20 protein-coding genes, 1 tRNA gene and 1 riboswitch are annotated in these 19920 nt (G+C 71.4%); of the genes, 11 read left to right on the top strand and 10 right to left on the bottom strand.

Translation table 11 applies throughout. The annotated features are described in order from the left end of the window. The first annotated feature begins 99 nt into the window (after positions 1-99). The 4 genes from H4F70_RS20485 to egtD are packed head-to-tail and all read left to right on the top strand — an operon-like array spanning position 100 to position 3799. Positions 100-561, top strand: a complete 462-nt coding sequence (locus H4F70_RS20485) for a hypothetical protein (RefSeq protein WP_235681408.1) — start codon at positions 100-102, stop codon at positions 559-561. Continuing rightward, a complete protein-coding gene (gene egtB / locus H4F70_RS08015) occupies positions 470-1990 on the top strand; it encodes an ergothioneine biosynthesis protein EgtB (protein WP_182359762.1) in 1521 nt (506 codons plus the stop codon). Before H4F70_RS20485 ends, egtB begins: the two co-directional genes overlap by 92 nt. Then, entirely contained in the window at positions 1990-2808 is an 819-nt protein-coding gene (locus tag H4F70_RS08020; protein WP_182359763.1) for a class II glutamine amidotransferase domain-containing protein, read from the top strand. The genes egtB and H4F70_RS08020 overlap by 1 nt, the downstream gene beginning before the upstream one ends. Positions 2809-2824: 16 nt before the next feature. Continuing rightward, positions 2825-3799, top strand: coding sequence for an L-histidine N(alpha)-methyltransferase (egtD, locus tag H4F70_RS08025; RefSeq protein WP_182359764.1), 975 nt, complete (start codon positions 2825-2827; stop codon positions 3797-3799). Positions 3800-3811: 12 nt separating this feature from the next. On the opposite strand, the gene H4F70_RS20180 is transcribed toward egtD, so the two are convergent. From H4F70_RS20180 to H4F70_RS08040, 3 genes are all read right to left on the bottom strand, one after another. Continuing rightward, on the bottom strand, positions 3812-4285 hold the full coding sequence (locus H4F70_RS20180; protein WP_220471783.1) for a hypothetical protein: 474 nt from the start codon (positions 4283-4285) through the stop codon (positions 3812-3814). Then, positions 4285-5082, bottom strand: a complete 798-nt coding sequence (locus H4F70_RS08035) for an AIM24 family protein (RefSeq protein WP_182359765.1) — start codon at positions 5080-5082, stop codon at positions 4285-4287. Before H4F70_RS08035 ends, H4F70_RS20180 begins: the two co-directional genes overlap by 1 nt. A gap of 129 nt (positions 5083-5211) precedes the next feature. Next, positions 5212-6006 (bottom strand): cyclase family protein, encoded by a 795-nt coding sequence (locus H4F70_RS08040; RefSeq protein ID WP_182359766.1) that lies wholly within the window; start codon positions 6004-6006, stop codon positions 5212-5214. A gap of 198 nt (positions 6007-6204) precedes the next feature. On the opposite strand from H4F70_RS08040, the gene H4F70_RS08045 reads away from it, so the two are divergent. From H4F70_RS08045 to H4F70_RS08055, 3 genes are all read left to right on the top strand, one after another. Then, a complete protein-coding gene (locus H4F70_RS08045) occupies positions 6205-7077 on the top strand; it encodes a sulfite exporter TauE/SafE family protein (protein WP_182359767.1) in 873 nt (290 codons plus the stop codon). Positions 7078-7080: 3 nt separating this feature from the next. Next, positions 7081-7758: a FadR/GntR family transcriptional regulator gene (locus H4F70_RS08050; protein WP_182359768.1), complete on the top strand. Its 678-nt coding sequence runs from the start codon at positions 7081-7083 to the stop codon at positions 7756-7758. 68 nt (positions 7759-7826) lie between these two features. Then, positions 7827-8639, top strand: coding sequence for an ABC transporter ATP-binding protein (locus H4F70_RS08055; RefSeq protein ID WP_182360258.1), 813 nt, complete (start codon positions 7827-7829; stop codon positions 8637-8639). Positions 8640-8650: 11 nt separating this feature from the next. Here the strand turns inward: H4F70_RS08055 and H4F70_RS08060 are convergent, their stop codons facing one another. The 5 genes from H4F70_RS08060 to H4F70_RS08080 form a co-directional block, all read right to left on the bottom strand. Further along, positions 8651-9385 carry a hypothetical protein gene (locus H4F70_RS08060; protein WP_235681409.1) on the bottom strand — a complete coding sequence of 245 codons (735 nt, stop codon included), beginning with the start codon at positions 9383-9385 and terminating at the stop codon, positions 8651-8653. 118 nt (positions 9386-9503) lie between these two features. Continuing rightward, a complete protein-coding gene (locus H4F70_RS08065; RefSeq protein ID WP_182359769.1) occupies positions 9504-10181 on the bottom strand; it encodes a DUF2461 domain-containing protein in 678 nt (225 codons plus the stop codon). A 29-nt stretch (positions 10182-10210) separates the two neighbouring features. Continuing rightward, positions 10211-11191, bottom strand: coding sequence for a ribose-phosphate diphosphokinase (locus H4F70_RS08070; RefSeq protein ID WP_182345595.1), 981 nt, complete (start codon positions 11189-11191; stop codon positions 10211-10213). Beyond that, positions 11188-12675, bottom strand: coding sequence for a bifunctional UDP-N-acetylglucosamine diphosphorylase/glucosamine-1-phosphate N-acetyltransferase GlmU (gene glmU, locus H4F70_RS08075; RefSeq protein ID WP_182359770.1), 1488 nt, complete (start codon positions 12673-12675; stop codon positions 11188-11190). Before glmU ends, H4F70_RS08070 begins: the two co-directional genes overlap by 4 nt. Before the next feature lie 145 nt (positions 12676-12820). Then, complete coding sequence (locus tag H4F70_RS08080; RefSeq protein WP_182359771.1) at positions 12821-13135, bottom strand: DMT family transporter; 315 nt, start codon at positions 13133-13135, stop codon at positions 12821-12823. 11 nt (positions 13136-13146) lie between these two features. Then, a riboswitch (guanidine-III (ykkC-III) riboswitch) is annotated at positions 13147-13210 on the bottom strand. 175 nt (positions 13211-13385) lie between these two features. Here H4F70_RS08080 and H4F70_RS08085 point away from each other — a divergent pair. Beyond that, positions 13386-13456, top strand: a tRNA-Gln gene (locus H4F70_RS08085). Between the two features lie 46 nt (positions 13457-13502). Here H4F70_RS08085 and H4F70_RS08090 read toward each other — a convergent pair. Both H4F70_RS08090 and H4F70_RS08095 read right to left on the bottom strand, forming a co-directional pair. Beyond that, complete coding sequence (locus H4F70_RS08090; RefSeq protein ID WP_182359772.1) at positions 13503-13844, bottom strand: DUF3703 domain-containing protein; 342 nt, start codon at positions 13842-13844, stop codon at positions 13503-13505. Beyond that, entirely contained in the window at positions 13844-14167 is a 324-nt protein-coding gene (locus H4F70_RS08095; RefSeq protein WP_182359773.1) for an ArsR/SmtB family transcription factor, read from the bottom strand. The genes H4F70_RS08090 and H4F70_RS08095 overlap by 1 nt, the downstream gene beginning before the upstream one ends. A 196-nt stretch (positions 14168-14363) precedes the next feature. On the opposite strand from H4F70_RS08095, the gene H4F70_RS08100 reads away from it, so the two are divergent. The 3 genes from H4F70_RS08100 (at position 14364) to H4F70_RS08110 (ending at position 19773) form a co-directional block, all read left to right on the top strand. Further along, positions 14364-15089 carry a TetR/AcrR family transcriptional regulator gene (locus H4F70_RS08100; RefSeq protein ID WP_235681410.1) on the top strand — a complete coding sequence of 242 codons (726 nt, stop codon included), beginning with the start codon at positions 14364-14366 and terminating at the stop codon, positions 15087-15089. A 410-nt stretch (positions 15090-15499) separates the two neighbouring features. Further along, a complete protein-coding gene (mfd, locus tag H4F70_RS08105) occupies positions 15500-19096 on the top strand; it encodes a transcription-repair coupling factor (protein WP_182360260.1) in 3597 nt (1198 codons plus the stop codon). Then, complete coding sequence (locus H4F70_RS08110; RefSeq protein ID WP_182359774.1) at positions 19093-19773, top strand: MazG nucleotide pyrophosphohydrolase domain-containing protein; 681 nt, start codon at positions 19093-19095, stop codon at positions 19771-19773. Before mfd ends, H4F70_RS08110 begins: the two co-directional genes overlap by 4 nt. Positions 19774-19920 lie beyond the last annotated feature (147 nt).

The following is a 19920-nucleotide window of genomic DNA, read 5'->3' on the forward strand; positions in this document are numbered from 1 at the left end:
TGACCTTCCGCCCAGTGGATCGCGGGTGACGCCGGCGCGCCGGACCGCGAGCCCACGATCGCCGACCTCGACTACCACCTCACCACCCTCTTTCCGCCGGTGCGCCCGTGCGGGCATCTCGAGGTGCGCTACCTCGACGCACAGCCGGCGGGACCCCGCGGCGGGCCAGGAGAGGAATTCTGGCGGGCGCCGGTCGCCGTGGTCGCCGCGCTGGCCGGAACGCCGGACGCCGCGCGGCGGGCGGCTGCGATCGCGGAATCGACGCGCGGGGAGTGGCGTCGCGCGGCACGCCACGGCCTCGCCGACGCAGAGTTGCGGGAGACCGCGCGCGCGTTGCTCGACCTCGCGGCCGAGGCGGCCTCCGGCGTCCGCGCGGCGGAGACGACGGCGGCGATCGAGTCGGCGGCCCGGCGCATCCCGGGCCGGGCCGGGCCCCCCGGCCCCCGCACGCGCCGGAGAAGCGTCGACGGTGGAAACCGGTGCCGCATTGCGGGCCGCATGCCGTCGAGCGCTGGAACGGGCCCGCAGCCGGACGCGGGTCCTCACGGACATTCCCGATGATCAACTGACGGCGCAGCATTCCGAACTCATGTCGCCACTGGTGTGGGACCTGGCGCATATCGGCAACCAGGAGGACCGGTGGCTGGTGCGCGCCGCGGGCCGGCGCGCTGCCACCCCGGCACGCACCGGAGGCCATGATCCGTCCGGTCCGGACGGTGCACCTGGCCCGGATGCGGTGTCCGGTCTGGATGCGGTGTCCGGTCTGGATGCGGTGTCCGGTCTGGATGCGGTGTCCGGTCTGGATGACCTATACGACGCTTTCCAGCATCCCCGCAGCACGCGTCCGTCGCTTCCGATCCTGGGACCGGCGGAGGCGCGTGCCTATACCGAGTCCGTCAGGACCCGCGCATTCGACGTGCTCGATCACAGCGGGTTCGACGGCGACGCGCTCACCGCGGACGGCTTCGTGTTCGGCATGGTCGCACAGCATGAGCAGCAGCACGACGAGACCATGCTCGCCACCCATCAGTTGCGCACGGGGCCGGCGCTGCTGCACGCCCCGGCGGCCCCGCGCGCCCGCGCGACCGCAGGTCCCGTTGCCGCCGACCACGATCCGGCCGTTGTCGATTCCGCGTCCGAGGTCGTCGTGCCCGGGGGCGCGTTCACCATGGGCACCGACGGCACGGCCGGGCCGGAATCGTGGGCGCTGGACAACGAACGCCCGGCGCACCGTGTGGAAGTCGCCGCGTTCGCCATCGAGGCGCTGCCCGTGACCAACCGCCGGTATGCGCGCTTCATCGCCGACGGCGGCTACCGGCGCCGCGCGTTGTGGTCCGAGCGGGGATGGCGCCACCGTGTGGAGGAGGGGCTGGAGGCGCCGCAGTTCTGGAGCCGCGACGGCGACGGCCGTTGGCTGCGCCGCCGGTTCGGGGTGACGGTGGAGCTCGAGCCGGACGAGCCGGTGGTGCACGTGAGCTACTTCGAGGCGCAGGCGTTCGCGGCGTGGGCCGGGAAGCGGCTGCCCACCGAGGCCGAGTGGGAGAAGGCCGCACGACACGACGCGGTGGCCGGGCGTTCGCGCCCCTATCCCTGGGGAGACGCCGAGCCCACCGAGCACCACGCGAATCTGGGGCAACGGCATCTGTCGCCCGCCGGGGTGGGTGCCTACCCGGCCGGGGCCACCGCGTCCGGAATCCACCAGCTCATCGGCGACGTGTGGGAGTGGACCTCGTCCGGCTTCGAGGCCTATCCGGGCTTTCGGGCCTTCCCGTACCGCGAGTACTCGGAGGTGTTCTTCGGGGGCGACTACAGGGTGCTGCGCGGCGGCTCGTTCGGCACGGACGCGGTCGCCTGCCGCGGCACGTTCCGCAACTGGGACCACCCCATGCGGCGGCAGATCTTCGCGGGCATCCGGCTCGCACGCGACTGCCCGGCGAAACACGGCGACGGCACCGCCGCAGCTCCCGACACCGACGGTGCGCGCGGCTGATGTGCCGTCATCTGGTGTGCCTGGGGCCCGCGCGCACAGTGGCCTCGGCGGCGACGCACGGCCGGCATGCGCTGGCCCGGCAGGCGTGGGCACCGCAGCAGATGCGCGGCGGCGGCACGATCAACGCCGACGGGTTCGGCGCCTGCTGGTGGGCCTCCGACGGCCCGCCGGGAGTGGGGCAGCACCGCACCACGCTGCCGATCTGGTCCGACCCGGCACTGGGCCGCGCGGTGGCCGGCGACGGGGCCGACGCCGGGGAGGGCGACGGCCCGGCTGTGCGCGGGGCGCTCGAGCAGATCCGGGCGACGGCGATCCTCGCAGCCGTACGCTCGGCGACCGCGGGCATGGCGGTGTCGGCGCAGGCGTGCGCGCCGTTCACCGACGGCCGGTGGGCGTTCAGCCACAACGGGGTCGTCCGCGGGTGGCCCGGCTCCGTGGCCGGCCTGGCGGCCGAGATCCCGGCGGCCGAGGCGATGCGGTCGGAGGCCGCCACCGATTCGGTCTTTCTCTGGCAGCTGTTCCGTGCGCGTATCGCGGCGGGCCTGGACGCTGCGGACGCGGCGGCGACGCTGGTGCAGGACGTCGAGGCGCGCGCCCCCGGATCCCGGCTGAACCTGCTCGCCACCGACGGCGAACGCGTTGTCGGCACCGCCTGGCGCCATTCCCTGTGGGTGCACGACATGCCGGACGAGCTGTGGATCGCCTCGGAGCCGACCACCGACGCGGGGTGGTCGGAGGTGGACGACGGGGCGCTCGTCGATGCGCGGATCGGACACGTCCGGTCGGAACCGATTTCCATGGCAGCGACCAGCCGGTGAAGGGAGCCCGCAACCGATGACGACGACCCTGGTGGACGTGCACCTGACCGAGGCGGACTTGGAGGAACAGTTGCGGGCCGACGTCGCATCGGGCCTGGCCGCGCACCCGAAGAGTCTGCCCCCCAAGTGGTTCTACGATGAGCGTGGCGGCGAGCTGTTCGAGGCGATCACACGGCTACCCGAGTATTACCCGACGCGGACCGAGCGTGCGCTGCTGGTGCGGGCTGCGCCGGAGATCGCCGCCGCGAGCGAGGCCACGACCCTTGTCGAGCTCGGCTCGGGGTCCTCGGAGAAGACGCGGCTGCTGCTCACCGCTTTCGCCGAGCACGAGGGCCTGGAGATGTATGTGCCGCAGGACGTCTCGGAATCGTCCATCCGTCTCGCCGCGGACGCGCTGGCGATCGAGTTCCCCGACCTGCCGGTGCGGGGGGTGGTCGGCGATTTCACGGACACGACGGCGTCGCTGCCGAGGGCGGGGCGCCGCCTCGTCGCGTTCCTGGGCGGCACCATCGGCAACCTGGAACCGGGCCCCAGGGCCGCCTTTCTGCACGGCGTCGCAGGGGCTCTGGATCCTGGGGAATGCCTGCTGGTCGGAATCGGACTCGTGGCCGACCCCCCGGTGATGATCGCCGCATACGACGACGCGGAGGGCGTCACCGCGGAGTTCAACCGCAACGTGCTGCACGTGCTCAACCGGCGCCTGGGTGCCGACTTCGTGCCGCACATGTTCGACCATGTCGCACTGTGGAACGCGGCGGACAGCTGGATCGAGATGCGTCTGCGCGCCCGGCGCGCGATGCGCGTGCACATCCCCGCGGTGGAGATCGGGGTCGACTTCGCCGCGGGGGAGGAGCTGCGCACCGAGATTTCCGCCAAGTTCACGCTCGACGCGTTCGGCCGCGAACTCGCCGCGGCCGGCCTCGACCCGGCCCGCACCTGGACCGACGAGGCGGGGCGCTTTTCCCTGGTGCTGGCGCGCCGTCGCCGCTGACGATGCGGAAGGTCAGAGCCCGTCCAGGGTGAACCCGCCGGGCGGCTCGCGTCGCGGCTCGTCGCGGCCGCCCTGTCCCGGCGGCGACGGAGGCGGCGGCTCCGGCGGGCCGGGATGCGGCGGGCGCGGCCCGGGGCCGGCGGCAGGAGGAGCCGGGGGCGGGGGAGCCTGCGGCGGGGGCGGTCCTCCGGGCCCCGGCGGCGGAGGGGGCGGCGCGCCGGCGGTGCCGGCGTCCGGGGGCGGCGCCCCGGCCGGGCCGGACTGCGCGTGCCATTGGTCGAGACGCGCAAGCGCGTCCACCACATCCTGGCGCGGGCCGCCGGAACGCTGTTCGGCGTAGAAGGCCTCGCCCAGTGCGCGATACATATCGCTCGCCTCGCGCTGCTGCTGGTACTCGTCGAGCTTCTGCTGGCCCTGATCCAGGCCCTGCTGCGCCATGGCCGCCGCGCGCTCGGCAGCCTCTTTGGCCTTGTCCATGAACCCCATCAGTCCATACTTCCAGAGAACAGCCCGCCGGTGAATCCCTTGCGGTCCTCGTCCGGCCCCACGTTCTTCATCAGCGCCTGCGCTATACCGGCCGTCGTCATCGATTGGATGATCACCCGGCCGTCGCCCTCCAGCGTGGCCAGGTGCACGCCCTCGCCGCCGAAAGCCATGTTCATCACACCCTTCATGTCCAGGCCGCCCACGCGCTCCACCCCGTACTTGACGGAGCTCTCGAACGCGACGATGCACCCGGTGTCCACCTGGATCTTGCCGCCGTAGTCGGCGGGGTTGAGGTCGACGAAGTCGCCGGCGCCGGCGATGAACGCCGTGCCGGTGCCGCCGAGCTTCTCCAGGATGAAGCCCTCGCCGCCCCAACGGCCGGTCTTGCCTCCGGAGAAGGCGATGTCGAAGTCGATCGTGGATTCGGCGGCGACGAAGGCGTCCTTCTGCGCCAGCCATTGCGTGGACCCGTCGAGTTCGAGCGCACGGACCTGTCCGGGCAGCACGCCGGCGAAGGCGACGAGGCCGGGCTGCTGCTGCGCCGAGTACACCTGCACTGCGAGCGACTCGCCGGCGATCATCCGCTTGCCGACGTTCTTGGCGAGCCCCAGCAGCGATGACGCGGTGGTCGGGCCGCCGCCGGGGTTGCCGGACGGCGCCCCGAGGGTGGTGCGGACGTCCACGTTGGTGGTTTTCCACAGGAACTTGCCGGGTTCGCAGAACACCGATTGGCCTTGCGCTAGTTGGCAGGCCACCATCTGCATGGAGCCGCCGACGAGCTTGTGCGTGACTGTCATGGGCGCTCCTCGATCGTTGCGTGTGCGGCGACGCACACTGTAATTCGTGCCCGTGAAGTATAGGGCGCGGCACGCGCGCGTGGCAGGCGATCCTCGTTGGAGCCGTTCCGATCCGCGGCGTGGCGCCGTTCAATCGAGCAGCGCGAGAACCCGCGCGGGCCCGCCGGAGCCGCCGCGGTGTTTGAGCGGCGCCACCACGATCGTCGCGCCCACGGGCGGCAGTGTGCGGAGTGCGGCGAGCATCTCGATGGCGTAGCGCCCGGCGCCCAGGACGGCGTGGTGGGCGGGGAAGTCGGCGGACGCTCCGCAGTCGATGCTGGGCGCGTCGGTGCCGACGGCGACGACGGCCCGTCGGTGCACCAGGTACTCGACGGACTCGCGCGAGAACCCCGGCCAGTGCGCATCACCGGCGGCATCGGGTGTCAACGATCGTGCCAGCACACCCACTTCCGCATCGCCGTCCGGGGCCGCGTGCGGCGCCGGCTCCGCGGCGGATCTGGGCCCCGCGGGTGCGGGCCTGGTGATGAGCGCGACGAGGGCGCCGCCCGGGATGCGTCCGTGCAGCGATTCCCAGGCGGCGATGTCCGCAGGCGTGGCGAGGGCGTCGGGCTCGGACTCGGCGCGGCCGGCGATGTCGATGAGCACGAGTGGGGCGACGAGGTCGTCGACGCGGATCCTGTCGACGCCGGCCCCGCCGGGTGCGCAGTGCAGGGGCGCGTCGACGTGGGTGCCGGTGTGTTCGCCGAAGCAGAGCTCGTGCACGACGAACCCGGGCGATGCGGGGACGCGGCGCATACGGAAGAGCGGATCGCCGGGCCACAGTGGGAAGTGCTCATCGAGAGTGTGGGTGAGGTCGACGATCCGGCGGGGGCGAGCGGTGGGCGTGGCGGCGGACTGGTGGTGGTGCACAGACACAGTCTGCATGCCGGGCCGGCCCGGCCCAGACCGGTTCCGTATGGACAAGGCAGTCAAGCACCTGTCTGACAAGTGCTAGTGTTCCCATCTGAACTGACGACTCAGATGAAGGGGCCCCTTGTCATGTCCTATGAACAAAGGTCGGAAGGCGCCGTGTCCTTGCGGGGAGCCCGCGCCACCTCGTGGACAGGGGGCACGGGGGTGCGGATGGAACTCGCAGTCGGAGGGATCGGCGGCGTCATCGGCGGACTTCTCGGCGGCGGGAGCGGCGTGTTCTACGTCCCGGCACTGGAAAAGCTCACCTCGCTGCCGCGGCCAGCGCTCCACGGCACCGCCGGCGCAGCGAACATCGCCGTCACCGGCATCGGCGCCGCGACGTTCGCGGTCGTGGGCGGTTCCATCGACCTGAGGGCGGGGACCGGACTCGTCGTCGGCGGTACGCTCGGCGCCTTCTTCGGGGCGCGGCTCATCCTGCGCATCTCGCGCCGGCTCTTGCGGTGGCTGTTCGTGATCATCCTGATGGCCACGTGCCTCAAGCTCCTCCTTGACGTCGTAGGCGCCGACCCGTTGCGCGGATCGGCGATCGTGCCGGAGCACTTGATCGACAACCTGTGGTTCACCGTGCCCGTCTCCCTGGCGCTGGGGATCGTCATCGGTGCATGGTCGGCGGGTATGGGCCTCGGCGGCGGACTTCTGGCGGTGCCGGTGCTCATGATGCTGTTCGGCGCGGATCTCGTCACTGCGGAGGGGACGTCTCTTCTGATGTTCTTCCCCAACGCGGTCGTCGGAACGGTCGTCCACATGCGCCAGGGGACCGCCGACCCGCGGCTGGCTACCGTGCTGAATATCGGTGCACTTCCTGGGACGGTCATCGGCGTGTTGCTGGCGCTGACGATGGACATGAAGATCCTCAGCGTCGTCTTCGCAGTCTTCGCATTGGTCATCGCGATGCGCGAGTTGTACCGGATGTTCGACCGGCAGCGTCACGGCGCGGAGGAGCAGGATCGCACCGGTGATCGCGGACCCGGAGCCGCGCGATGGAAGGTTAAACTGTCAGACAACCGGATGACTAAGGGATAATGAATGGAATCACTGACGCGCGTACCCCTGTCACAGCAGGCCGCCGATGCGATGCTCGACGCGATCGGCTCCGGCCGTTGGGAGGTCGGAGAGCAATTGCCGGGCGAGCTCGCTCTCGCGGGCGAGCTCAAGGTGAGCCGCTCGACGATCCGCGAGGCCATTCGCCAGCTCGCCGCGCGGGGCGTGCTCACCAGCAGGCAGGGGATCGGCGTGTTCGTCACGTCGGCCACGCCTACGGACGGGTGGGACCGCCTCGCCCGGCTCGGGGCCATCGCCGAGGTGGTGCAGGTGCGGATCGCGATCGAGTCGCGTGCAGCCGCGCTCGCCGCGGCGGAGCATGACGGATCCGACGCGGAGACGATCCGGCGTGCCCTCGCCGAACGCAACACGATGGCGGGTCGGGCAGTGCCCGCGGAGCTCGCTCAGGCGGACATCGCCTTCCACCGCGCAGTGGTCGCCGCGGCCCGCAACGAGCTGCTGCTGGCCCTGTTCGACAGCCTCCGGCCGCGGCTGGTGGCGTCGATGGCGGACCTGCTGGAGATCGTGGACGTCACAGAAAACGATGCGCACGAGCACACCGCGATCGTCGAGGCGATCCTCGCGCGCCGTGCCGACCGTGCGGAGGTGCTGACCCGCGGGCATCTGCTGGGACTGGCCGACGCGCTGCGGAGGCGGTCGTGAGCGCGGCGGAGGCGGTTGTGGGCACCGCGCACAGCGGCGCCGTGCTGTGCGTGGACGGCGTGACGGTCATGCGCCAGGGGAGGGCACTGGTCGATGCGGTCTCCGTCGAGGTCCATGCCGGCGAACACTGGGCGGTGATCGGTCCGAACGGCGCGGGAAAGTCGACGCTGCTCGCGCTGTGCGGCGCGAAGCTGCATCCGACCAGCGGCACGGTGCACGTGCTGGGACACCGGCTGGGCCGCGTCGACATGCGGGAGCTGCGCACGCATATCGGGCACATCGACCCGCGCACCCGTATCGAGGCGGACCTCTCCGTGCGGGAGGCGGTGCTGACCGGTCTGGTCGCGGCCTCGGACCTGCCCGCGCGGTGGGCGCCGACCGCCGCGGACACTGCGCTGGCCGACGAGCTGACAGAAACGCTCGGGCTCACCGCCCGCCTGGCCACGCGCTGGTCGGTGCTCTCGCAGGGGGAACGCGGCCGCGTACTCATCGCGCGGGCGCTGATGACGCGGCCGCAGCTGCTCCTGCTCGACGAGCCGACGACGGGCCTGGACCTGGCCGCGCGGGAGATCCTCCTCGATGTGCTCTCCGGGCTCCGCGAGGCGCATCCCCGGTTGTCGACGCTGTTGGTCACGCACCATCTGGAGGAGCTTCCGGCGTCTACGACACACGTGCTGGTCCTCGCCGCGGGCCGGGTGCTCACGTCCGGTCCGGCCGGGCAGGTGCTCACCTCGGCGACCATCACCGAGGCCTTCGGCTATCCCATCGCTGTCGAGCGGCGAGCAGGCAGGTGGACCGCGTCCAGCGCGGCGACGGGGCAACGTGACGTCCTCGCCGGGAACGGCACCGGAAACGAGGCCGGGATCGTGCGGATCCCGTGATCGAGCGGGGGCTATCCCGTCTGCAGCCGGCGCGCCTTCTCCAAGGCGGCGAGGGTGTGCAGGACGGTGGTGCGCTGGCGCTCGAGGTCCTTGATGCGCGCGCGGGCGGCGAGGCCTCCCGAGGCGGACTTCTCGGTGATCTGCGCATCGATGGCGCCGAGCTTGTCGAGCAGTGTGGTCACCCGGGACTCGAGCGTCTGCAGGTCGACGTCCGTCGCCGGTGACGACGCCTTGCGCGTGGGCCGCGCGCGGCCCGCGCCGGTTCCGGATCCGGTCTTGCGCGGGGCGCGGCTCGGAGCCGGCTTCTGGGCGTCCTGCGGCTGCGGCGTGGCGTTCCCGGCGTCGACGTCGATCGACTCGACGCGCTCGACGGCGCTGCTGCGCGCGCCCGTCATGGCCTTGCGGATCTGCTCGCGGCTCGGCGGCTCGGCCAGGCGCCGCGCGTTGAGCGCGGCGCGGGCGTCGCGCGCGGCGACCCGATGCTCGCGCTCCTCCTCGTCCTCGGAATCGAGGGACCCGCCCAGCGGGCGCAGGCCGTACATGCCCAGGAAATCGCGCGCCTCCGCGACGATGTTCTCGTGCTGACGGCAAGTGGCGCAACGATGTTCGTTCTTGTAGACCTCGATGGAATCCTCGCCGCCGCACCACACGCACAGGCCGGGGGACCAGTGGCGCGCGGGGGTGGAAAGTGCTGAGGAGCCGGATGCGGTGGAACAGTGCGTGGGGAGATCCTGAGCGAGAGTCACGAGCGGCAACACTAGGTGACTGTTGGAACACTGTCGACACCGGGACCGCCCTGGCGTTGCCGAAGTCACACGGGCAGTGTGGGCCGCCAAGAGTCGTACGTCCGTCCGACTTTGGGGTTCAGCCCACCACCTGCGTCAGCCACTCGACCAGCGGGCCGACGGCGCGCCAGGATGCGCGGACACGGTCGAGCGCGACCGGAGTCTGCACCCACTCGGGGCAGCCGTGGTCGCGCCGCGCGGTGAGGGATCGGTGACGCAGCAACCGGATCCGCGGATGGTCGGCGGGAAACCCGCGAGGGTGCGTCTTGAGGCGGTCGCCGCCGATCGTGAAACCGGCGTGTGCGAGTGCGTCGACGATGCCCTCGAGCTCGGCGCCGCGCACGTCGTCGTCGACCGCGGTGCGCAGCCGCGCGAGCTGCTCCGGAGCCAGCGCGTACGAGCCGCCCGCCGTCGACAGCCCGGCGGCGTCGATCTGCGCGTAGTAGCCCGTGCCCGGCGCGGTGGCCACGAACAGGCCCTGGTGCGTCTTGTAGGGCGTCTTGTCCTTGCTGAATCGCACGTCCCGGTACGGGCGGAACACCTTGGCGGTGCCGAACTCGTCCTCCAGCGCGGCGGCGAGCGCCTCCACGGGTGCCCGGACGGTGTCGCGGTAGAAGTCCTTGTGCGCCTGCCACCACACCCGGGAGTTGTCGGCTTCGAGGTCCTCGTAGAAGTCCAGGGCGGCGAACGGGATCCCCGCGAAGCCCCCGCCGCCGTCATCCTCGGCGGCGGCGGCGGGGGCTTCGGCCGGTGGCATGTGCGCGAGCTCGCGGAGTCGGCGCGGACTCAGGCGATGCCGTTGAACAGCGAGGTCACCGAGCCGTTGTCGAAGACCTCGCGGATGGTGCGGGCCAGCAGCGGCGCGATGGACAGCACGGTGAGGTTGTCGAACTGCTTGTCCCCGTTGATCGGCAGTGTGTCGGTGACGATGACCTCCCGCGCGCCGCAGTTCGCCAGGCGTTCGGCGGCCGGGTCGGAGAGCACACCGTGCGTGGCGGCGATGATGACGTCGGCCGCGCCGGCCTCCTTGAGCACCCGGACGGCGCCGGCGATGGTCCCGCCGGTGTCGATCATGTCGTCGATGAGCACGCACGTGCGACCCTCGACGTCGCCCACGACACGGTTGGATTTGACCTGATTGGGCACCAGCGGGTCACGGGTCTTGTGGATGAACGCCAGCGGGGCGCCGTCGAACGAGTCCGCCCACTTCTCCGCCACGCGTACGCGGCCGGAATCGGGGGAGACGACGGTCATGTTGTCGGTGCCGTAGCGCTCGCGCACGTAGTCGCCCAGCTGGCCCTGCGCGTGCATGTGGTCCACCGGGCCGTCGAAGAAACCCTGGATCTGGTCGGTGTGCAGGTCGACGGTGATGATGCGGTCGGCGCCCGCGGTCTTGAGCAGGTCGGCGACGAGGCGGGCGGAGATAGGCTCGCGGCCGCGATGCTTCTTGTCCTGGCGGGCGTAAGGGTAGAACGGCAGGATCGCGGTGATCCGTTTGGCGGAGCCGCGCTTGAGCGCGTCGATCATGATGAGCTGTTCCATGATCCACTGGTTGAGCGGATACGGGTTGCTCTGCAGCACGAAGGCGTCGCTGCCGCGCACCGACTCCTCGAAGCGTACGAAGATCTCGCCGTTGGCGAACTCGCGGGCCGTCTGCGGGGTGAGTTCCACACCCAGTTCCTTGGCCACCCGCTCCGCCAGCTCCGGGTGGGCGCGGCCACCGAAGAGCATCAGGTTCTTGTGGTTGTCCGCCGAAAGTGCGCTCACTGGTCTCCGCCGTCCTCGTGATCGTCCTGTTGTTTCTGCGCAAGCCGCGCGGCGTCGGCCGACGCAGTCTGCGGCCACCTCCGCCCGACCCAACCCTCGAGGTTGCGCTGCGCCCCGACCGTCATGGCCAGGGCCCCCGGGGGGACGTCCTTGCGTACGACGGTGCCGGCGGCCGTGTAGGCGCCGTCGCCGATCGTCAGGGGGGCCACGAACATCGTGTCCGACCCTGCGCGCACGTACGAGCCGACGGTCGTGTGGTGCTTCTCGAGGCCGTCGTAGTTGACGAATACGCAGGACGCGCCGATGTTGGTGTGCTCGCCGATCGTCGCGTCGCCCACGTACGTCAGGTGGGGCACCTTGGAGGCCACGCCGATGTCGGCGTTCTTCGTCTCACAGAAAGCGCCGATCTTGCCGCCCGCGCCGAGGACCGTGCCGGGGCGCAGGTATGCGAACGGCCCGACGGAGGCACCGGGGGCGATCCGTGCGCCGGTGCCGTGCGTGCGGATCACCGTCGCACCGGCGCCCACCTCGACGTCGGTCAATGTGGTGTCGGGGCCCACCGCGGCACCCTCATCGACGACGGTGGCGCCGTGCAGCTGCACGCCCGGATGCACCGTGACATCGGGGGCCAGGCGCACTCCGACGTCGATGTGCGTGGTGGCGGGATCGACCACTGTGACCCCGGCCCGCATCCACTCCTCGACGATGCGCCGGTTGAGCTCGGCGCTGAGTGAGGACAACTGGACGCGGTCGTTGACCCCGGCGACCAGGTGGGCGTCGTCGACGTGTGTGGCGCCCACGCCGAGGCCGGCGGCGCGGGCCGCGGACACCGTGTCGGTGAGGTAGATCTCGCCCTGCGCGTTGTCGGAATCGAGCCGGCCCAGCGCGCCGCGCAGGAACGGCGCGTCGAACGCGTACACGCCGGAGTTCACCTCGCGGATCGCGCGCTGGCCCTCGTCGGCGTCGGACTGTTCGACGATGCCGACCACCGCGCCGTCGGCGTCGCGGATGATCCGGCCGTACCCCGTGGGGTCGGCGAGCGTGGTGGTGAGCAGCGACACTGCGGCCGCAGTGGCGCGGTGCTCGGCGACGAGTGCGCGCAGGGTCGCGGCGTCGAGCAACGGCACGTCGCCGGCGGTCACGACGACAGTTCCGGCGAAGTCCGCGGGAAGCCCCTCGAGTCCGTGGGCGACGGCGTGGCCGGTGCCGTCCTGGCTGGGCTGGACGACGCCGGTCACCGGGGTGCCGAGCTGCGCCCCCACGCGCTGCGCCTCGGCGGAGACCGCCTCGGCCTGGTGGCCGAGCACCGTGACCAGGTGCGCAGGGGAGGCTCCGGCGGCGGCGTGGAGCGCGTGCGCGAGCATCGAGCGCCCGGCGAGCGTGTGCAGGACCTTGGGGGTGGCCGAACGCATCCGGGTGCCGGCCCCGGCGGCGAGGACGATCACGGCGAGCGCGTCATCAGGTGATGATGCCTGCTCAGGCATGAAGCTCCCTTGCGTATAGCGGGCTGATGCGACGGCGGGCGCATCGAGACAGCGACGATCTTACGGAACACGGAGAAGATCGCAGGCCCGGGGTCGGCGCGCACGCCCGCCGGTGAAAGCGGTGGTCGGCGCGCGGACCGACGGCTCAGTCGACCAGCTTGAGGCCGATCACGCAGCCGATGATACCCGTCAGTAACAGTACCTTGACCAGGGATGCGGACTCGTCGCCCGTCGCCATGGCGTAGACGACGGTGGCGCACGCGCCGACGGCGACCCAGATCGCGTAGGACGTGCCGGTGGGCAGTTCCCGCATGGCGTACGCCAGGCCGCCCATGCTCACTGCGACGGCGGCCGCGAAGATCAACGAGGGCCACAGGCGGGTGAACCCCTCCGACTTGCCCAGCGCCGTCGCCCACACGGCCTCGAACAGGCCGGAGATGATCAGTACGAGCCAGTGCATCGTGCGCTCCTGTGAGGCCGTCTTGTCGCGCACCGGGTACGGCCCCGCTCGTCCGGGAGCCCGGACGGGCCCTGCCCGAGATGGTCGCACATGCCGCCCCCGGACCCACAGACCGTCCGCGACCGCGGGATGCGCGCGGCTTCGGCGCCCCGAGGCGGCTTCACTTCGGCGGCCGCGGCATGACACCATCTAGGCTGTGAGCCGCGTGCGGCGCAGCGCGGGAGCGATTCCGCGGCGCGCGGCGGCGCGTTCCGCCGTGGTGTAATGGCAGCACCTCTGATTTTGGTTCAGATAGTTCAGGTTCGAGTCCTGGCGGCGGAGCAAGTGCACTCTGACCTGCACCAGGGGCTCTGAGGGGGGCTCGGTCTCACTCGGCTAGCGCGGAGGCAAGATCGGCCGGGATACGCATCGGCGTCATCAGCCCTGCGCTCACCCTGCCGGTGTTGCCCTCGGGGTAGCGGCCCGCGAACGAACCGGGCGCCGCGACGAGGATCCGCAGCACCTGGCCGAGCGCTTCGCGTCGATCGCGTTGTCGCAGTGCCAAGGCGAGCATCGCCGCATGATTGCAGGTGTGCAGCCAGGGGTCGGCTTGGGAAGCGATGTGGGCGCGTTCGAGGTGCCGCCACCGGTCATCGCCCGCCGCAGCGGCCTTCGCCGCCGTCATTTCGTGTCGGTACGCCTTGCGGGCGCTTTCGGTCATCGATGCCATCAGGCCTGTTCTTTCTCTCCGGGGCAGCAGGACGGGTCGACCACCACGACGAGGCCGAGTAGATCGTCCAGGGCGTGCCCGATGCGAGGATCCGCGAGCTGGTACCGGCTTCTTCGGCCTTCCCGAACAGTGACGACGAGCCCGCAGCCGCGTAGGCACGCCAGGTGATTGGACAGCGTCTGCCGTGATACGCCGATCTGCTCCGCCAACGCGGACGGATAGCCCGGGCCGTCCCGCAGCGACAGCAGGATCCGCGTCCGCGTGGCGTCGGACAGCGCATACCCGAAGCGGGCGAGAGCGTCGCGGTGCGGGACCGATTCCATGCCCGAACAGTACATGAGTGAGTGTATTCACAAGAATCTGTATCAACGTGAGTCGGGCCGGGCGGGTGCATCGACTAGTGTTCGCCATGTTCAGGTTCGAGTCCTGGCGGCGGAGCAGACGGACGCACCCGGCCGGCACCGGGCAGTGCGGTGGTGACGGCCCTCTCCGTACGCCCGCGGCGAAGGGTGGGAAACCATGGCGGAGACGGTCGGGCAGGACACCGCCCAGAAGAACGGGCCACGGCCCCGCAAGCGGATGTCCGGCACCGAGCGCCGGGAGCAGCTCATCGCCATCGGCAGGTCGCTGTTCTCCGAGCGAGGCTACGAGGCCACCGCCATCGAGGAGATCGCGCAGCGCGCCCACGTCTCCAAGCCCGTCGTGTACGAGCACTTCGGCGGCAAGGAAGGGCTGTACGCGGTGGTCGTGGACCGCGAGATGGCCACGCTGCACAAAGCCATCACCGCCTCACTGTCCACGCACAGGAACCTGGCCCCGCACAGTTCCCGGCTGCGGCTCGAGCGGGTGACGCTGGCGCTGCTCACCTACGTCGAGGAGCACTCCGAGGGGTTCCGCATCCTGGTGCGCGATTCGCCGGTGGCGGCGGCGGACGGCACGTACTCGAGCCTGCTCAACGAGGCCATCGGTCAGGTGGAATACCTGCTGGCCGCCGACTTCGCGCGCCGGTCCCTGGACCCGGACCTTGCGGCGCTGTACGCGCAGGCGCTGGTGGGTGTCGTGTCGTCGTCGGCCACCTGGTGGCTGGACGTGCGCCGTCCCTCCAAGGAAGCCATGGCCACACACCTGGTGAACCTGTGTTGGAACGGGTTGGCGCACCTGTCCGCCGAGCCCACCCTGGACCCGCGCACCCTCGAGTTCGGTGCTCGCGGCGCAGGGCTCGCCCCGGCTGCGGAACCCGACTGAACGCAGTCGGCCGGGCACGGCTCCCGTCGACCAAGCGGAAAATGCACGATCGGCGGCGAAAATGTGCACCGATTGCTTGATCGACGGCCGGCGGGCGGCCGCCGTGCAGTAGGCGCGACGGGCGCGCCGCCGCCGGGGACTAGAATCGGCCACGGCCGCGTTGCGCACCATGAGAGTCCTGCCCGCACCATGAGAGTCCTGTCGCCGGGCAGGCACGTCATCGCCGCCGCAGCATCGACCCGCCCCTAGACGCCTATGCCGGTCCCGGCCGTATCGCGCCGGCCGGTCCGACGCCGTGCCGCACATTTACGAATCGGGCCGGCCCGAGTCCACCGCACTGCGGCCCGGGCAGCCCGCGAGGAGCCTTCTCGTTGTCCACCATCGCCCCGTCGTCGACCCCCGCCACCCCGATGTCCGCGCTCGCAGACGTCGCCCTGTCCGACCATGCGCTGTGCGAGTTCGCGGACATGGCGGGGCGGCCGGAACTGTCCGTCGTCGCCCCGTCCGCGGCGCGGTCGCTGCTCGCGGCCGCCCTGGGCCGGCGCGCGCCGGTGCTGCTCGTCACGGCGAGCGGCCGGGAGGCGGACGACCGCACCCGCGAGCTGCAGGAGATCCTGGGCGACGCGGTCGCCCAGTTCCCGTCGTGGGAGACGCTGCCGCATGAGCGGCTGTCCCCGGGCGCGGACACCGTGGGCCGCCGTCTGTCGGTGCTGCGCCGGCTGGCGCGCCCCGGGGACGCCGTCTACGGTCCGCCGCTGCAGGTCATCGTCGCCACGGTGCGCTCGCTGGTGCAGCCGATGGCCCCGGGGCTCGGCGAGATCGAGCCGGTGATCGTGCGCGAGGACGAGGAACACGACCTGGAGGGCCTCGTCGCGCGCCTGGTCGAGCTGGCCTACACCCGGGTGGACATGGTGGGAAAGCGCGGCGAGTTCGCCGTGCGCGGCGGCATCCTCGACGTCTTTCCGCCCACCTCCGACCACGCGGTGCGTATCGAGTTCTGGGGCGACGAGGTCTCCGAGCTGCGCCCGTTCTCGGTGGCCGACCAGCGTTCCATCACAGAGGTGGAGGTGCCGGTGCTCATCGCGCCGCCCTGCCGTGAGCTGCTGCTCACCGCGGACGTGCGCGAGCGTGCCGCGGCGCTCGCTGCCGGGCATCCCGAGGACGCCGCGCTGGTCGAATTGCTCGAATCCCTGGCCCAGGGGATCCCCGCCGAGGGCATGGAGGCGCTCATCCCCGCGCTGGTCCCGGGCGGCACCACGTTGCTCACCGACGTGCTTCCCGCTGGCGCCCACGTGCTGATCGCCGATCCGGAACGTGTCCGTACCCGGGCGACGGACCTGGTCAAGACGGGCAAGGAGTTCTTGGAAGCGTCGTGGAGCGCGGCCTCGGTGGGCGGCGACGCGCCGTTGGACACTTCCCGGCTCGATCTGGGCGACACCGCCTACCGCTCGCTACGGCAGGTGCACGAGGCGGCCGTGGAAGCGGGCGTCCCGTGGTGGACGGTGAGCCCGCTCGCGTCGGGCGACGACGGCGAGTACGTGCCGGAGCTGTCCGCATCGCCCACGGCGCGCGGGTCGGAGGAGCAGATCGCCACCATTTTCGCGACGCTGCGGGCACACGTCACCGGCGGCGGCCGGGCGGCGTTGATCGTCGGCGGCGCGGGGACCGTGACGCGCCTGCTGCAGCGGCTCGCGGAGGCCGAGGTCCCCGCGGTGCGCGCGGGCACGCACGACGATGTTGCGCCGGGGCGCGTCGCGGTGCTCCGCGGTGCGATGCAGGACGGCCTTGTGTTGCCCGACGCCGAGCTGGTGCTCATCACCGAGGCCGACCTGACCGGCAACCGGGTCGCCGCGGTGGGCGACGGCAAGCGAATGCCGCCCAAGCGGCGCAATCAGGTGGATCCGCTGGCGCTGACCGCGGGCGACCTGGTGGTGCACGACCAGCACGGCATCGGCCGGTTCGTGGAGATGACCTCGCGCACCGTCTCCGGGGCGCGCCGCGAATATCTGGTGCTCGAGTATGCGGGCAAACGCGGCCAGCCGGGCGACAAGCTGTTCGTCCCCATGGAGTCGCTCGACCAGCTCTCGCGCTATGTGGGCGGCGAGCTGCCGTCGCTGAGCAAGCTTGGCGGGTCGGACTGGAAGAACACCAAACGCAAAGCGCGCAAGGCGGTCCGCGAGATCGCCGGAGAACTGGTGCAGCTCTACGCCAAGCGCCAGGCGGCGCCCGGCCACCGGTTCGCGTCGGACAGCCCGTGGCAGCGCGAGATGGAGGACGCATTCGCCTTCACCGAGACCGGCGACCAGCTCACCGCCATCGACGAGGTCAAGTCCGACATGGAGAAGGCCGTGCCGATGGACCGCGTCATCTGCGGCGACGTGGGCTACGGCAAGACGGAGATCGCGGTGCGCGCCGCGTTCAAGGCGGTGCAGGACGGCAAACAGGTGGCGGTACTGGTGCCGACGACGCTGCTGGCGCAGCAGCATCAGCAGACGTTCGAGGACCGCATGGCCGGTTTCCCCGTCACCATCAAGGGACTCTCGCGCTTCACCGACCCGGCCGAGTCACGCACCACCGTCGAGCAGTTGGCCACCGGGGAGGTCGACGTGGTCATCGGCACGCACCGGCTGCTGCAGACGGGCGTGCGGTGGAAGGACCTGGGTCTGGTCATCGTCGACGAGGAGCAGCGCTTCGGCGTGGAGCACAAGGAGCACATCAAGGCGCTGCGCAGCCACGTGGACGTGCTCACCATGTCCGCCACGCCCATCCCCCGCACTTTGGAGATGAGCCTGGCCGGCATCCGCGAGATGTCGACCATCCTCACCCCGCCCGAGGAGCGCCACCCCATCCTCACCTACGTGGGCGCGTATGCGGACAAGCAGGTGGCGGCCGCGATCCGGCGCGAGCTGCTGCGCGACGGCCAGGTGTTCTACGTGCACAACCGGGTCAGTTCCATCGACAAGGCGGCGGCGCGGCTGCGCGAACTGGTGCCGGAGGCCCGGGTGGTGACCGCGCACGGCCAGATGAACGAGGAGATGCTCGAGCAGACCGTGCAGGGGTTCTGGAACCGCGAGTTCGACGTGCTGGTGTGCACGACCATCATCGAGACGGGCCTGGACATCTCCAACGCGAACACCCTGATCGTGGAGCGGGCCGACGCGCTGGGCCTGGCGCAGCTGCACCAGCTGCGCGGCCGGGTGGGCCGCGGGCGCGAACGGGGCTACGCCTACTTCTTGTATCCGCCGGAGAAGCCGCTGACGGAGACCGCCTACGACAGGCTCACCACCATCGCCCGCAACAACGAACTGGGTGCGGGCATGGCGGTGGCCATGAAGGACCTCGAATTGCGCGGCGCCGGCAACGTGCTGGGCGCCGAGCAGTCCGGGCACGTCGCGGGGGTCGGCTTCGACCTGTATGTGCGGCTGGTGGGGGAGGCCGTGGAGGCATACCGGGCGGTGGCCGACGGCGCCCCCGTGGCCGCCGCAGAGGAGACCAAGGAGGTGCACGTGGACCTGCCGGTGGACGCGCACATCCCGCCGGACTACATCGACGGCGACCGCCTGCGCCTCGAGGCCTACCGCAAGATCGCCGCGGCCGCCGATGAGGCCGGGATCGCCGCGGTGGTCGACGAGCTGGTCGACCGCTACGGCCCCGTTCCGGAGGAGGTGCGGCGCCTGGTCGCCGTGGCGCGGCTGCGCCTGCTGTGCCGGCAGTACGGCGTCACGGACGTCGGCGTCAGCGGCACCCAGGTGCGGCTCTCGCCGATGCCCCTCGCCGATTCCAAGCAGCTCCGGCTCAAGCGGCTCTACAAGGGCGCGGCGTACCGGGCGACCACCTCGACGGTGCAGATCCCGCTGCCGCGTACGGGCGGCCTGGGGTCGGCCCGTCTGCGTGACACCGAGCTGCTGCAGTTCGTCGTCGACTTCCTCCTGGCGCTCGACGGCAAGCCGGCCGGGATGGTAGATCTGTCCGCGAGTCTGGGCACGGCGGCCCCGGCGCCGGCATGACGGGGCCGGACGGCACGCCGCGGGAAGGAGCCCGGCTGCTTGACGCGGTGGCGCTCATGGACACGCTGTGCACCGACGGCGCGTGGGAATCGCAGCAGACGCACTCCAGCCTCACCGGCTACCTCGTGGAGGAGACCTACGAGCTGCTTGACGCCATCGCCTCCGGGAACCGCGACGAGATGGTGGCCGAGTTGGGCGACGTGCTGCTCCAAGTGCTTTTCCACGCCCGCATCGGCGCGGACTTCACCATCGACGACGTGGCCGAGTCGTTCATCCGCAAGGTAACGGCGCGTTCCGCCGGGGTGCTGGCCGGCGGCGTGGACCTGGCCACCCAGGTCGACGACTGGGAACGCGCCAAGTCCCGGGAACGGCCCGACGCGTCGGCCATGGACGGCATCCCGGCGGCCCAGCCTGCGCTGGCGCTCGCCGCGAAGGTCCTCGCCAGGGCGCGCGACGCCGGAGTGCCCGCCGACGCGATCCCGGCAGCACTGACCACAGTGACCGTGAGCCCCGACGGGGGCGCTGAGGAACGACTGCGCTCCGAGGCCCTGGAGTTCGCGCGACGGATCCGGGCGGCCGAGCGTGCGATGCGGGCGTGTGGCGCGGGGACGGACCGCGAAGGTGGGGAGCGGCGCGCGCGCCCCAGCGCCGACGAGTGGCGTGCCGCGTTGCGCTGATCCGTCGTCGCCGAGCCCCACCACCGAACGTGTTCGCGCGGCGAACCGGCATGCCGCCCCCGGGTCCGTAGCATGGGCTGGCCGCCGGCACCGGCGACGGTGCAGTGGGCTAGGTGCACGGCGGTGAGTGCAGTGCGGTGGGCGCAA

It is taken from the genome of Tomitella gaofuii (genome assembly GCF_014126825.1).
Lineage (GTDB): Bacteria > Actinomycetota > Actinomycetes > Mycobacteriales > Mycobacteriaceae > Tomitella > Tomitella gaofuii.

Excerpts from the sequence above, each read along its gene's own strand:
- mfd (WP_182360260.1), top strand. The coding sequence starts at position 15,500 with ATGTCCGCGCTCGCAGACGTCGCCCTGTCCGACCATGCGCTGTGCGAG.
- H4F70_RS08045 (WP_182359767.1), top strand. The coding sequence starts at position 6,205 with ATGGAACTCGCAGTCGGAGGGATCGGCGGCGTCATCGGCGGACTTCTC.
- H4F70_RS08050 (WP_182359768.1), top strand. The coding sequence starts at position 7,081 with ATGGAATCACTGACGCGCGTACCCCTGTCACAGCAGGCCGCCGATGCG.
- H4F70_RS08020 (WP_182359763.1), top strand. The coding sequence starts at position 1,990 with ATGTGCCGTCATCTGGTGTGCCTGGGGCCCGCGCGCACAGTGGCCTCG.
- H4F70_RS08040 (WP_182359766.1), bottom strand. The coding sequence starts at position 6,006 with ATGCAGACTGTGTCTGTGCACCACCACCAGTCCGCCGCCACGCCCACC.
- glmU (WP_182359770.1), bottom strand. The coding sequence starts at position 12,675 with ATGCCTGAGCAGGCATCATCACCTGATGACGCGCTCGCCGTGATCGTC.
- H4F70_RS08065 (WP_182359769.1), bottom strand. The coding sequence starts at position 10,181 with ATGCCACCGGCCGAAGCCCCCGCCGCCGCCGCCGAGGATGACGGCGGC.
- H4F70_RS08100 (WP_235681410.1), top strand. The coding sequence starts at position 14,364 with ATGGCGGAGACGGTCGGGCAGGACACCGCCCAGAAGAACGGGCCACGG.
- H4F70_RS08055 (WP_182360258.1), top strand. The coding sequence starts at position 7,827 with ATGCGCCAGGGGAGGGCACTGGTCGATGCGGTCTCCGTCGAGGTCCAT.
- egtD (WP_182359764.1), top strand. The coding sequence starts at position 2,825 with ATGACGACGACCCTGGTGGACGTGCACCTGACCGAGGCGGACTTGGAG.
- H4F70_RS08090 (WP_182359772.1), bottom strand. The coding sequence starts at position 13,844 with ATGGCATCGATGACCGAAAGCGCCCGCAAGGCGTACCGACACGAAATG.
- H4F70_RS08080 (WP_182359771.1), bottom strand. The coding sequence starts at position 13,135 with ATGCACTGGCTCGTACTGATCATCTCCGGCCTGTTCGAGGCCGTGTGG.
- H4F70_RS20180 (WP_220471783.1), bottom strand. The coding sequence starts at position 4,285 with ATGGGGTTCATGGACAAGGCCAAAGAGGCTGCCGAGCGCGCGGCGGCC.
- H4F70_RS08035 (WP_182359765.1), bottom strand. The coding sequence starts at position 5,082 with ATGACAGTCACGCACAAGCTCGTCGGCGGCTCCATGCAGATGGTGGCC.
- H4F70_RS08110 (WP_182359774.1), top strand. The coding sequence starts at position 19,093 with ATGACGGGGCCGGACGGCACGCCGCGGGAAGGAGCCCGGCTGCTTGAC.
- H4F70_RS08095 (WP_182359773.1), bottom strand. The coding sequence starts at position 14,167 with ATGGAATCGGTCCCGCACCGCGACGCTCTCGCCCGCTTCGGGTATGCG.